We start from the raw sequence: 13,486 nt of genomic DNA, 5'->3' as shown, positions 1-13,486 counted from the left end.
GCAACGCTTCAGCCTCCCTCCACTTCTCCAAGTCGTCTATAAATCAACGAAGTTTAAACTTGTGCTGCGTTGCGATAATAGGAGGCGAGTACTTCCATGCCTTTGTCAAAGCTCTCCAATGGGAAGCTCTCATTTGGAGAATGGAGGTTATCTTCCGGTGTACCGAACCCTAATAAGACTACAGGTATTTGGAAAAGCTGATCGATTAATTCAACTACAGGAATGGAGCCACCTAGTCGAACGAAAACGGCTTCTTTTCCAAAGGCTTCAGAATAACTGGTAGAAGCTTTTTTCAGTAGTGGGTGAGATGGATCCATTTTATATGCCTTTGCAGATAATGGGTAACGATGAATATCCAATTTTACTCCTTTAGGAGCTACTTTTTCTAAGTGATCTACCATTAACTGCTGAATTACATCTGGATCTTGCCCAGGTACAAGTCGGCAGGTAATTTTGGCAGTAGCAGTAGATGGGATGATTGTTTTTGTTCCCTCACCTTGATAGCCGCTGTACATTCCGTTAATTTCAAGTGTTGGTCGAGCCATTGTATGTTCTTTAGCTGTATATCCCTTTTCCGGTGTAGTTTCAGGGATGCCAATGGTTTGTGTGTAATTCTCCCCAGGGGATTCATTCATGAGCCGACGTTCTTCCTCTTGTAGTTCTTCCACACCATCGTAAAAACCAGGTACTGTCACCTGCTCCTCTTCATTTTTTAAGGAAGCAATCATGTGACATAACGCCATGGCCGGATTTTTTGCTGCCCCTCCATAAATACCGGAATGTAAATCGCGGTTCGGACCGGTTACAGTAAACTCTAAACCTGTAAAACCTTTCAGGCCGTATAAAATGGTCGGTTGACCAGCTTCCACCATTCCTGAATCGGATATTACAGCAAAATCCGCTTGAAACTTTTCCTTTTGTTGTTGAAGTACTTCACCTAAATGCTTACTACCAATTTCCTCTTCTCCTTCGATGCATACTTTCACATTGATTGGCAGTCGGCCTTCGGTTTTCATATATGCTTCAAAAACAGCTAAATTCATAAAAACTTGCCCCTTATCATCGCTTGCACCACGGGCAAATATTTTATCGTTACGGATCGCTGCTTTAAATGGGTCACTTTCCCAAAGTTCTAAAGGATCAGCTGGCTGGACATCATAATGTCCGTAAAAAAGAACGGTTGGAGCCCCTTCCGCCTCTAGCCATTCCCCGTAAACGAGGGGGTGTCCTGGCGTTTTCTGCAATTCTACCTTATTAAATCCAATTTCTTTTAAATAATCCACAACAAAATTACCTGCTTTCAAGACATCCTCGTTATGGGAACTATCCGTACTAATGCTTGGAATAGATAAAAACTCCGATAGTTTCCCTAGTAAATGTTCCCGATTTTCCTTTAAATAGTTGATAACTTGATCTGACATATGTATTTCCTCCCTTTTCCTACTATTGTGCCACAATTTACTAAATAATAGCAGTAAAATACTCCAATATCGCTTATTAAATTACCATAATAATATTATGTAAACTATGTACAAATCTCCTTAACTTTCCCTTTGTCAGCCAAACGTATATTCGATATAATAGAAACATTGGAGGCGATCGATTATGTTTGGTAAAAAATCATTAACTGAACTAATATCCCAGTTAAAATCTGACCCCAATGTGACCCATTGGCATGAAATAGAGGAGCAGCCTGCATCTATTGTTCCATACCCGAAAAACATGGATAATCGTATTAAGACTGCACTCGGGAAAAGGGAAATCCATGGGCTTTATACCCATCAGAGTAGTGCCTTTGAAGCCGTATTAAATAACGAGAACATTGTAGCAGTTACCCCAACTGCTTCAGGGAAAACATTTTGTTACAACCTCCCTGTCATTCAACGGCATATTAACCGTCCCAATTCACGGGCCTTATATATTTTTCCAACGAAAGCATTAGCACAGGACCAAAAGAGTGAAATTAATGAATTTATCGATGATATGGATGTAAACATAAATAGCTATACATATGACGGAGATACACCTGCGAATATAAGGCAAGTTGTCCGCAAGGCAGGGCACATTGTTATTACCAACCCAGATATGCTGCATTCATCCGTGCTTCCTCACCATACGAAATGGATTTCACTCTTTGAGAACTTAGAAACAGTGGTCATCGATGAGCTCCACACGTATAGAGGGGTATTCGGCTCACATGTGGCCAATGTTATAAGAAGACTGAAGCGTATATGTAAGTATTATGGGAGCAACCCTACTTTTATTTGTACATCAGCAACTATTGCCAATCCATTGGAGCTTACGGAAGAGTTAATTGGGGAAAAAGCTAGATTAATAGATAATAATGGAGCACCGAAAGGGAAGAAGCATTTTGTTCTTTATAACCCTCCTATTGTAAACAAGCAGTTGAACGTTCGAAAATCATCCACGAAAGTGGTTAACGAAATTGCTGCAACATTCCTTAAAGAAAAGATTCAAACGATTGTTTTCTCAAGGAGCCGGGTCAGTGTGGAAATCATTTTAAGCCACCTTCAAGAGCTCGTTAAAAAGGATCTTAACCGAAAATCCATCAGAGGCTACCGTGGCGGTTATCTTCCTAACCAACGGCGTGAAATCGAACGAAACCTTAGAAATGGAGAAACGATAGGGGTAGTAAGTACGAATGCACTGGAACTTGGTGTAGATATTGGACAATTACAAGTTTGCGTCATGAATGGTTATCCTGGTTCCATAGCCTCTAGCTGGCAGCAGGCAGGTAGGGCAGGAAGAAGGATGGACGAGTCTATCGTTATTATGGTCGCCAATTCCAACCCCCTGGATCAATATCTATTCCAGCATCCGGAGTTTTTCTTCGAAGGCTCTCCTGAAACAGCAAGATTAAATAAGGACAACCTCATCATCCTTGTTGATCATCTAAAATGTGCAGCTTATGAACTTCCCTTCGAGAGGGGAGAAACCTTTGACGGTACGGAAATAGAGGAAATTCTTTACTATCTAGCAGAAGAGAGGGTTCTCCATGAGCAAAGGAATAAATGGTATTGGATGAACGATGCCTTTCCAGCACATAATATTAGTCTTCGCTCGGCGGCACAGGAAAATGTGATAATTATAGACCAATCTCATGTGGAAAAGCATCGTGTCATTGGAGAAATGGATACCTTCAGCGCTATGACCCTCCTCCACGATGAAGCCATTTATTTACACGAAGGGGTTCAATATCAGGTAGAGTATTTAGATTGGGATGAAAAGAAGGCGTATGTTAGGGAAGTGGATGTAGAATATTTTACCGACGCCAATCTCGCTGTGCAACTTAAAGTACTAGATATTGATAAGGAAAAACAGCTAGGTACAAGTTTATTGGAGTATGGAGACATGATGGTAACGGCAATGGCTACTATTTTTAAGAAGCTAAAGCTAGAAACCTTTGAAAATATCGGTTCAGGACCAATTCATCTTCCTGAACAAGAACTGCATACGAACGGTATCGCTTTATCCTTCTCTTCAGATGAAATAACGAATATGAGGGAAGATGTAGTGGAACAAATGCTTATGGGATTAGCCCATGTATTGCAGCACGTTGCTTGTGTACGGGTCATGTGTGATAAAAATGACCTGCATGCTGTTCCTGAAGTAAAGGCGATTCATTCGGAAAAGCCTACTGTATTTTTGTACGACCGTTATCCAGGAGGAATTGGACTAAGTGATACTGTTTATAAGCAAATCGATGTGATTTTACATGATGCAATTGATTTCATTGACCGATGCACATGTTCGGAAGGCTGTCCTTCCTGTATTGGAATCGCGGGTGCCTACTCCGATTTCGAAAGGGAAGTCTCTGTGAAAAAAATTATTTTGTCGTCACTAAACTCTATTATTAAACATAAAGCTACGACGTTGTAAGGTGGGTTAAATCTAATGAATATTAAAACAAAGTTGAATCGAATGAAAGGTCACCTACAATTAGATAAGGGCTTAAAGGAAACAAAGTTTTCTAATCAACAACAAGCTCCCGAGGTTGAGGAAACGGTTGCGGATGATGAACTCACATTAAAATGGAGCCAACTAGGGTTCAAACCTTATGTTTATGAGGATCAATTGTCTTATGAAAAACGTTATACCGTACCCTTTGATCGAATGGGGAAAACAAATTTACAAAAAGAGCTTTTTGAGGTAAAGGAATTATGGAAGAAGTCAGATCTTGATCACCCTTTATCTTCTAAAGAAGTTCCGTTAAATCGAATGCTTTTCTTTGATACGGAAACAACTGGATTATCTTCTGGAGCAGGGAATTCCATTTTCCTTATTGGTTATGCAAGGATAGTAGAAGAAGGGGTTGAAATTACTCAACACATATTAAAGGACCCCTCATCAGAAGCTGCATTTTTGTATCGATTTCTCTTAGATTTTCAAGAGGACGATTACCTTGTTAGTTATAATGGAAAGGCCTTTGATTGGCCGCAAGTGAAAACAAGGCATACCTTTGTAAGAAATCAAGTTCCAAGACTCCCTTCCTTTGGCCATATTGATTTACTTCATGCAGCACGGAGACTTTGGAAGCATGAGCTCCCTTCCTGCCGTTTATCCATTGTGGAAAAGGAGAAGTTAGGGATAAATAGGGGGCTTGACACTCCAGGAAGTATGGCGCCCATTCTTTATTTCGATTATATCCACGATAAGGACCCCAATCATTTAAAAGGGATAATCGAACATAACGATCAGGACGTTCGTTCTTTAGTGTCTTTATATGTCATCTTAACGAAACGCTTATTTTTTTCAGAAGGTGTTAAAATGTCTACTATGGAGCATGTGCAAATCGGAAATTGGTTTGAACAAACAAAGGCAATTAACATGGCGAAAGATCATTATATAAAAGCTATTGATAACGGAGGGAACGGGAGAGAGGAAGCATACTTCAAATTAGCTGTTCTTGAAAAAAAGGATAACAATGTGATGGTAGCAAAAGAACTTTTTCTAAAGTGCATATCTGTGGGTACATTGCCAAAAATAGAAGCAATGATCGAGCTTGCTAAAATAGCAGAACACCATGAGAAGGATTTAGAGGCTGCCTATGAGATTAGCAGAAAAGCGATGGGGAATCTAAAGAAGTCGGCAAGATTGACAGCTTCTTCTAAGCGTATTGTACAAGATGTTGAAAAACGACTTCTTCGATTAGAGAAAAAAATGATGAAATAGTGGGATAGGAAAAGAAGAGTTTCTCTTTATGTAATTGAGAAACTCCAATTCCTTTTACTCTGCAGGCCTTGGTCCTGCATCCAATCCAGTTGTAGCAACAGTCTGTTTCGGGTCTACAGTGACATCCTCATTCACCCGAACTTGGCAGGATAAACGATAGCCTTCCTCCACACCTTTCTTTGAGAAGGCTTCCTTTTCAATCTCTGTTAATGGGCCAAAATCACCATCAATTACCTTCACGCGACATGTTGTACATTTTGCTTTACCGCCGCATCGGTGTAAAATATCCACACCATTATCTTCTAAAGCTAAAACTAATTTTGTTCCTTCTTCCACTTCAAATTGATCCCATCCAGGGACAGTCACTTTTACCATGAATACTCACTCCTTTACTTTAATTTTATTTCCCATAAACCCAGGAATATAAACCTTATGTATTTCCCAGGTAAGCGCAAAATAAGGGTTTTTTCGAGGTTTTGTAACGGTTTTCAGAAAATTCAATGTATTTAAATGTGGTTTTTTGGCGAAACATGATAAAATTTTGAAAAAGGAAACAATTCACATCTTGAAAATTTAAGAAAACCTTTTTAAACTAATATTGATATAATGCTGTTAAGAATAGAAAGGGAGAGGATAATGCCGAAATTATTTTTAATATTATTCTTTGTAGTAATCAGTTTTACCTTTTATACTTTTCAATAAAAACTGATTTATATAGATAATTTATACTATAAAATCATTTTCTTGTCTATATGACTTTCCTCCAAACTATGGTAGTCCATCAACTTTTTTAAAATTTAGGGACAAAATTAGGTCATCTCACTAGTACGTGAAAGGCTAATTTAACATAGTTTGTTATTGAATAAAAAATAAAGGAGGAAATTAATTATGTTTGGACCAAGACGACAAGTGAATTTACCCCCTAGATATACGCCAACAAGGCATGCTGTAACGCAAACTGATACTGATTATGTTGTTCCTGTTGTACACCCTAGCCATACTACACACGTTCACAGACACAACTGGAAGTATTTCCACAACTTCCCGCATACAGAGGCTCACGTTCACAAAACAACTTGCCAGGAGTTCATTTGCCCTCCTGCACATGGACCGCGTCCTGGATTTAGAGGCTTCTAATAAAGTTTACGGACCAGTTTTTACTGGTCCCTTTTCCATTTCCGTGTATAATAATAATGGAACAATAAAAGGTGGAGGTGAAGGATCTTGTATCAAGTAATTGCGGTTACGGGCTACAAACCACATGAATTAGGTATTTTTAACGAAAAACATGATCATCTTCCCTTTTTAAAATATGCCATAAAAAGAAAACTGCAGCAATTAATGGAGTCTTACGATATCCAGTGGATAATCACTAGCGGCCAACCTGGTGTAGAGTTATGGGCTGCGGAGGCGGCATTGGAATTGAAAAGGGATTTTCCACAGTTACAGCTTGCAACATTTGCACCTTTTTATAATCAAGAAGAGCGCTGGAGTGATCCCATAAAAGAATTGTATTTGCAAATTTGGAGTAAAAGTGATTACACCGACTATATAACAAAGCGGGAGTATTCTGATCCTTCTCAGCTTAAACTGAAGAACCAATTTATTATCGATAAAAGTAATGCATTTCTTGTTCTTTTTGATGAATATACGGAAGGGTCTCCTACATATTATTTATCGTATGCTAGAAAAAAGGCGGAGGCGGTGGATTATCCTATTATCTATTTAACTCCAGATGAGATTGAAGAAGTTATACGAGATTTGCAGCAGGAAGATAGTTGGAATTGACATTTTGTTGGCTTTTTGAAAAAATATAAACAATGATCATAAGGATTAATAGAGGTGAATGTTGTGGCGCAAAAACGAATTTCCCGTTTAACTCAAAAAGATATATTAGAGAAAGATTTTAAGACAGGCCTACGTGGATACAGCCAAGAGGAAGTGGATCAGTTTTTAGATCAAATTATTAAGGATTATGATGCATTTGAACATCGTATTGACTGGCTGGAAAAGGAAGTGGAGCGCCTTAAGAAAGAAGCGGTTACTCTTACGGAGCATTCCAAAAGGCAGCAACCACAGCAGCAAACAGGCAATACGAACTATGATATATTAAGAAGGCTGTCCAATTTAGAGAAGCACGTATTTGGCAGCAAACTGCACGAATGAAAGAAAAATAGATTAATACTGGTAGAAAGTTAAAGTGTTGGAAACCAGCCACAATTACAAAGGAGAAATAGCTATTGATAGAAGTATACATTGATGGGGGGAGTGCAGGTGACCCTGGCCCCTCTGGTGCTGGTGTATTTATTAATAATAATGGTTCATTAATTAGAAAGGCGATTCCCTTACCAGCAATGTCGAATCATGAGGCAGAGTTTCATGCACTCCTTGAGGCATTAGCTATTTGCAAGGAGCAACAGTTTCGAATTATATCTGTTCGCACTGATTCACAAATTTTAAATAGTGCATTAGAAAAGGAATACGCAAAAAAAGAACAATTTCGAGTATTGTTGGAGAAAGCTCTCCACATGATGGAAAAGGATTTCGATTATGTTTTTGTTAAATGGATACCAAGTAAACAAAACAAAGAAGCGGATCAATTAGCTAAAAAAGCTATAAGACTTTCAATGGAAAAATTTAACGATTGATCTTATGTTATACTACGTGTTACAATTACATTTGTCGCTTAAAGACAACCATTTATGTTTGAGTAATCGCTGCAACTTTGTTGTAGAGGAAAGTCCATGCTCGCACAGTCTGAGATGACTGTAGTGTTCGTGCCTAGCGAAGTCATAAGCTAGGGTAGCCTGGTTTTTACTGGGCTAACGGCAGGGAAAACACCTAAGTGCCGCTTTTAGTTGCATATGGTGTGAATACCTTGAAAGTGCCACAGTGACGGAGTCTGTCTAGAAATGGGCAGGGTGGAACGAGGTAAACCCCACGAGCGAGAAACCCAAAATTAGGTAGGGGCATCCCCAAGAAGGAACTAAACGGAATGGGGAACAGACAGCTTTGTCTGTAGACAGATGATTACTGCTTCTTGTACGAGGGGTGACACCCGCTTGCAGTACGGAAGTACAGAACATGGCTTACAAAACATGAATGGCGTCAAGAAAACTATAAAATTATGAATAACTCCACAATCATATAGATTGTGGAGTTTTTATTTAGTGTTTCGTATCCGTATTAAATGCAAAGGAGTAGGGGAACAAGAAACGCAATCCTTTGGAAAGTACAGGATTTGAATTATCAGTGTAGAACCTCCTCCATACAAGTGAAATTTTGCACCATGGAGAATGAAAATTTTAGTCTGTATTGGAATGAGCGAAGGTCCACGACACTCCTGCGGAAGAACGAGCAAGCCAAGACCACACAGGGCAAAGCCCGTGGGGGCTTGACAGGTCGTCCGCGGAAAGGGAGTGGACCGTAGGGAATGACAACCAGATTTATAATTTCAGGGTAGACCTCGACACAAGTAAAAATTTGCCCCATGGATTATGAAAAGTGCCGGCAATGGCTCCGCTCGCCACACGGTATCTATGAGAAGAGCGCTCATAGATACCTTTGTAAAAATTGCGGCGGCTTCGCTCATTGCTTCTGTGGCACAAAAGATAAAGTGCGATCTTTTGTGCCACCTATTTTCAGGGTAGCATCTTCGGTTAATTTGTATTAGAAAAACAAAAAGCCTCACGTATATGTTCATGAAATGACAACAATAATGAATGGTAATACATAAATAAAAATCATTGAACTCTTAAGATATATAGGACATACTAGTAAACGGAAAGGGTGAGTTACATGGAATCAGTTACGTTAATTGCAACGGCTGCGATGGGCTTAGAATCGATTGTAGCGGATGAAGTACGAGGACTAGGGTATACAGATGTGAAAGTAGAGAACGGAAAGGTTATTTTTGAAGCGGACCCTTCAGGGATTGCCCGTGCTAATTTATGGCTTCGGACAGCGGATCGCGTAAAGCTCCTTGTGGGGGAATTTGAAGCTCGAAGTTTTGAAGAATTATTTGAACAAACAAAAGCATTACCTTGGTCTGAATACATATCTAAAGATGCGGAATTCCCCGTCATTGGGAAATCAGTTAAATCAACATTATACAGTGTACCTGATTGTCAAGCTATTGTGAAAAAGGCTGTGGTGGAGAGTTTAAAGGAAAGCTACCATATTGAATGGTTTGACGAAAATGGGCCTTTGCAGCGAATTGAGGTCGCTATTCTTAAAGACGTGGTGTCCTTAACCATTGATACAAGTGGTACGGGGTTACATAAAAGGGGCTACCGCTATTTACATAATGAAGCACCATTAAAAGAAACGTTAGCAGCTGCTTTAATTAAATTGACAAATTGGAATCCAGATAAACCATTTGTGGACCCATTTTGCGGTTCTGGAACCTTACCGATTGAGGCAGCCTTAATTGGGCAAAACATTGCACCGGGTGTAAATCGAGAGTTTGCCTTTGAAAAATGGGCATGGTATAGAGAAGATTGGTATAACCTTGCCCTTCAGGAAGCTGAAGATTTAGCAAAATACGATCAACCATTAAATATAATAGGGTCAGATATAGACCATAAAATGATTGAATTGGCTTCCCATAATGCGACAGAAGCAGGATTCCCTGATCAAATAAAGTATAAACAGATGCAGGTTAAGGATTTTACAACGAAAGAAGAGTATGGAGTCGTTGTTGGAAATCCACCTTATGGTGAAAGAATGAAGGAGCGCCCTTATGTGGAAAACCTATACCGTGAAATGGGGCGAACTTTTCTTCCGTTAGAAACATGGTCTGTGTATATTATTACTTCTTATGAGAACTTTGAAAAAGTTTATGGTGCAAAAGCAACGAAGAAAAGAAAATTATATAATGGAAATATTCGAACGGACTTTTACCAGTATTGGGGTAAACGCCCTCCTAAAAATAATAAGAAATAATTTATTAAACTCATCACATTCTGTGGTGAGTTTTTTTATGAATCGGAAATTATATCTTATTCTGAATAGGATAACTGTGTACGAATATTTGTCTAGCTTCAGCGCCTACTCCCTCGAGGTCAAATGTTCTGAATTAATTGGTAAAGCTCAATATTTTTATGACCAAAATGTATGGAATTACTCCATATGCAAATAGTAAGCATATGAAAATGAGGGACTTCAAACATTCAGATGGAAAAACGTCTAGAAGCCTGTAAAAGAGGGGTTCAGCAATGAAAAAAATTGAGGTTAAAAATCTGACGAAAGTATTCGGTTCTCATCCAAAAAAAGGTGCAGATTTGTTAAAAGCAGGGAAGTCGAAAGACGAAATTCTTCGTGAAACGGGGATGACCGTTGGTGTCAATCGAGCAACCTTTGATGTAAACGAAGGAGAATTTTTTGTTATTATGGGCCTTTCCGGAAGTGGTAAGTCAACGTTAATTCGACTAATTAATCGCCTAATTGAGCCTACGGATGGTGTTATTAACATTGATGGTAAAGATATTTCTAAGATGAATAAAGAAGACCTGCTAACTGTACGCAGGAAAAAGTTAGGGATGGTATTTCAGAAATTTGCCCTCCTACCCCATCGTACCATTCAGCAAAATGTTGAGTTTGGTCTAGAAATACAGGGGATAGATCCTAATAAAAGAGCGGAGAGTGCTAAGAAAGCAATCGAGGCAGTAGGGCTAGGCGGTTATGAAGCCAGTTATCCCGATCAGCTAAGTGGTGGAATGCAGCAACGGGTTGGACTAGCACGTGCCTTAGCTTCAGACACAGATATTTTACTTATGGATGAAGCCTTTAGTGCTTTAGATCCTTTAATTCGAAAAGACATGCAAGATGAACTCCTGACCCTTCAGGAAGAGTGGAAGAAAACGATTATATTTATTACTCATGATTTAGATGAAGCCCTTAAACTGGGAGACCGAATTGCCATCATGAAAGATGGGGTAATAGTTCAAATTGGAACATCAGAAGAAATTATGCGTAACCCAGCTAATGAGTATGTCTCCAATTTCGTAGAAGATGTTGACCGTTCTAAGGTATTGGTTGCTGAAAATGTGATGATCAAACCTGATGTTGTAACTACATTTAAAGATGGTCCTCGGGTAGCTGTTCGGCGTATGCAAGATAAAGGGATTTCCAGTATTTTTGTAGTGGAAAAGGGTGGGAAGTTGAAGGGGCTTTTAACTATTGATGATGCTGTGGAAGCAATAAATAAAAATAAATGGGTGGAAGACGTTCTCATAAATGATTTCCATCATACAAGTCCTGATACGCCCCTTACTGATTTAATAGGTATTGCTGCTGAAACTAAATACCCGATTGCTGTTGTAAGAAATGAAAAGCTAGTTGGAATTATTGTCCGTGTTTCCATATTGTCAGGTCTTGTATTAGGAAAAGGAGAATATACGGATCCCGAAAGTGATGAGGAAACATTGTCAGCCGATCATTCACCAATTGAAGCAGGGGGTGACCAAGCGTGAATTATTTTTACTTACCACTTGAAGAATGGACAAATAACTTTGTTGATTTTTGGTTAATTCCAACTTTAGGAGGATTTTTTGATGCATTAAGTGTTCCTATAGCATTGATATTAGATTGGGTGGTTTATTTACTGTTATTACTTCCACCTGAACTATTCACCATTATCTTAATCGCTTTAGCTTGGAAATTTGCTGGTCGGGGCGTAGCTATATTTACACTCGTGGGTTTATTATATTTAGGCTCTGTAGACTTATGGGTTGATGGAATGCAAACATTATCCATTGTTATTGTTGCAACATTGTTATCGATACTTATAGGGATACCTATAGGGATTTGGAGTGCGAAATCCAATGGGGTAAATCAAGTTGTACGACCGATTCTTGACTTTATGCAAACACTACCTAGTTTCGTCTATTTGATACCCGCCATATTGTTATTTGGACTTGGTGGAGTTCCAGCCGTTATATCCACCTTTGTGTTTGCTACACCTCCATGTGTCCGTCTAACTACGTTAGGTATTAAACAAGTTCCAGAGGATGTAGTAGAAGCGGCGCGGGCTTTTGGCGCTACTTCTTGGCAAATGCTTGCTAAAGTTCAATTTCCTTTAGCTATCCCTACAATGATGGCTGGGATTAACCAAACAATTATGCTTGCCTTATCTATGGCAGTTATTGCTTCTATGATAGGAGCACCAGGGTTAGGCAATATTGTGTTAGCAGGAATTTCAAGGGTAAACGTTGGTCTAGGATTAATTGGTGGTTTAGGTATTGTAGTTATTGCGATTATATTAGATCGCATTACTCAAGGATTAAACCCGAAGAATTCTTAAAACTAAAAATTTGAAAGGAGAATACATTTAAATGAAAAAACGCATTAGCTTCTTTTTTTCAATCATTTTGTTAATTGGTATCGTTGCATGCGGCCCGCCAACCGATGGCGGTGGAACGACCGATACAACAGATGGGGATGTAAATCGGGATATTACTATTACGATGGGATTAACGAACTGGACATCAACCATTCCTCCAACCTATATTGCGAAAGAAATTCTAGAAGATTTAGGATATACGGTTGAATTACAACCTGCAGATCCAGGGATGGTATTTACAGGACTTCACCGTGGGGATATAGATGTGTTTATGGATGCATGGCTCCCTGATATGCATGCGAATTTTATGGAGCGTTATGGTGAAAATATTGATGATGTGGCAGTGAGTTATACGGAAGGAGAAATGGGATGGGTAATTCCTGACTATGTAGACGAAAGTATTCAAACAGTCAGTGATATAAGAGGAAACGAGCACCTGTTTGACAATCAAATTTTTGGGATTGAAGAAGGTGCTGGTATGACCGATTCTGGTCGAGCAATGATTGAGGCGTATGATTTAGATCTCACATATGTTGCCTCCAGTGAACCTGGGATGCTTACGGAAGCAAGAAGACATATTTCTAATGAGGAACCAGTTTTATTTTTAGGTTGGAGACCACACCCTATGTTTGCGGATTGGGACTTACGTGTTCTAGAAGAAGATGAAGAAGAGTTTCACCCAACATCACAAGTACACATCTTAACAACAAGCGGATTGGATGAAAGGGCACCTGAAGTATATAATTTCTTCTCTAACTGGAGTATCCCTATTAATGATGTAGAAGAAATGATTGTTAAATATGATGAAGGTATGAGTGAAGAAGAGCTTGCCCGTGAATGGATTGAAGAGAATCAGGACAGAGTACAAGAGATGTTAGGTGGCACAAGTTAAAGTTTGTTATAGCTTAAAGAAACGATGAACATTAACAACAGTTTTTAGGAGGTTATTTT

General features: G+C 39.1%; 12 protein-coding genes and 1 other RNA gene. 11 read left to right on the top strand and 2 right to left on the bottom strand.

Going from position 1 to position 13,486, the window contains the following annotated elements; genetic code table 11:
• Positions 1 to 53 precede the first annotated feature (53 nt).
• A complete protein-coding gene (locus J2S74_RS15340; protein WP_307326903.1) occupies positions 54 to 1,421 on the bottom strand; it encodes a dipeptidase in 1,368 nt (455 codons plus the stop codon).
• A gap of 184 nt (positions 1,422 to 1,605) precedes the next feature.
• Here J2S74_RS15340 and J2S74_RS15335 point away from each other — a divergent pair, with 184 nt between their 5' ends.
• Both J2S74_RS15335 and J2S74_RS15330 read left to right on the top strand, forming a co-directional pair.
• Complete coding sequence (locus tag J2S74_RS15335) at positions 1,606 to 3,900, top strand: DEAD/DEAH box helicase (protein ID WP_307326901.1); 2,295 nt, start codon at positions 1,606 to 1,608, stop codon at positions 3,898 to 3,900.
• Between the two features lie 15 nt (positions 3,901 to 3,915).
• Positions 3,916 to 5,193 carry a ribonuclease H-like domain-containing protein gene (locus J2S74_RS15330; RefSeq protein ID WP_307326900.1) on the top strand — a complete coding sequence of 426 codons (1,278 nt, stop codon included), beginning with the start codon at positions 3,916 to 3,918 and terminating at the stop codon, positions 5,191 to 5,193.
• A 54-nt stretch (positions 5,194 to 5,247) separates the two neighbouring features.
• Here J2S74_RS15330 and J2S74_RS15325 read toward each other — a convergent pair whose 3' ends face one another.
• Complete coding sequence (locus J2S74_RS15325) at positions 5,248 to 5,568, bottom strand: 2Fe-2S iron-sulfur cluster-binding protein (RefSeq protein WP_307326898.1); 321 nt, start codon at positions 5,566 to 5,568, stop codon at positions 5,248 to 5,250.
• Positions 5,569 to 6,081: 513 nt separating this feature from the next.
• On the opposite strand from J2S74_RS15325, the gene J2S74_RS15320 reads away from it, so the two are divergent.
• From J2S74_RS15320 to J2S74_RS15280, 9 genes are all read left to right on the top strand, one after another.
• Positions 6,082 to 6,330 (top strand): CotD family spore coat protein, encoded by a 249-nt coding sequence (locus J2S74_RS15320; RefSeq protein WP_307326896.1) that lies wholly within the window; start codon positions 6,082 to 6,084, stop codon positions 6,328 to 6,330.
• Positions 6,331 to 6,417: 87 nt separating this feature from the next.
• Entirely contained in the window at positions 6,418 to 6,981 is a 564-nt protein-coding gene (locus J2S74_RS15315) for an SLOG family protein (protein ID WP_307326894.1), read from the top strand.
• Between the two features lie 63 nt (positions 6,982 to 7,044).
• The gene (gene gpsB, locus J2S74_RS15310; protein WP_307326892.1) at positions 7,045 to 7,359 is read left to right on the top strand and encodes a cell division regulator GpsB; all 315 of its coding nucleotides are present in this window, start codon (positions 7,045 to 7,047) and stop codon (positions 7,357 to 7,359) included.
• Positions 7,360 to 7,433: 74 nt separating this feature from the next.
• On the top strand, positions 7,434 to 7,841 hold the full coding sequence (locus J2S74_RS15305; RefSeq protein ID WP_307326890.1) for a reverse transcriptase-like protein: 408 nt from the start codon (positions 7,434 to 7,436) through the stop codon (positions 7,839 to 7,841).
• Positions 7,842 to 7,895: 54 nt separating this feature from the next.
• Positions 7,896 to 8,290: RNase P RNA component class B (rnpB, locus tag J2S74_RS15300), an RNA gene on the top strand.
• 701 nt (positions 8,291 to 8,991) lie between these two features.
• Positions 8,992 to 10,137, top strand: a complete 1,146-nt coding sequence (locus J2S74_RS15295) for a THUMP domain-containing class I SAM-dependent RNA methyltransferase (protein WP_307326888.1) — start codon at positions 8,992 to 8,994, stop codon at positions 10,135 to 10,137.
• A gap of 272 nt (positions 10,138 to 10,409) precedes the next feature.
• Positions 10,410 to 11,666 (top strand): quaternary amine ABC transporter ATP-binding protein, encoded by a 1,257-nt coding sequence (locus tag J2S74_RS15290; RefSeq protein ID WP_307326886.1) that lies wholly within the window; start codon positions 10,410 to 10,412, stop codon positions 11,664 to 11,666.
• Positions 11,663 to 12,496: an ABC transporter permease gene (locus J2S74_RS15285; RefSeq protein WP_307326884.1), complete on the top strand. Its 834-nt coding sequence runs from the start codon at positions 11,663 to 11,665 to the stop codon at positions 12,494 to 12,496. The genes J2S74_RS15290 and J2S74_RS15285 overlap by 4 nt, the downstream gene beginning before the upstream one ends.
• A gap of 31 nt (positions 12,497 to 12,527) precedes the next feature.
• A complete protein-coding gene (locus J2S74_RS15280; RefSeq protein ID WP_307326882.1) occupies positions 12,528 to 13,427 on the top strand; it encodes a glycine betaine ABC transporter substrate-binding protein in 900 nt (299 codons plus the stop codon).
• The last annotated feature ends 59 nt before the right edge of the window (positions 13,428 to 13,486 follow it).

This window comes from Evansella vedderi, assembly GCF_030813435.1.
Lineage (GTDB): Bacteria > Bacillota > Bacilli > Bacillales > Salisediminibacteriaceae > Evansella > Evansella vedderi.
This window is presented reverse-complemented; position numbering and strand designations above follow the sequence as displayed.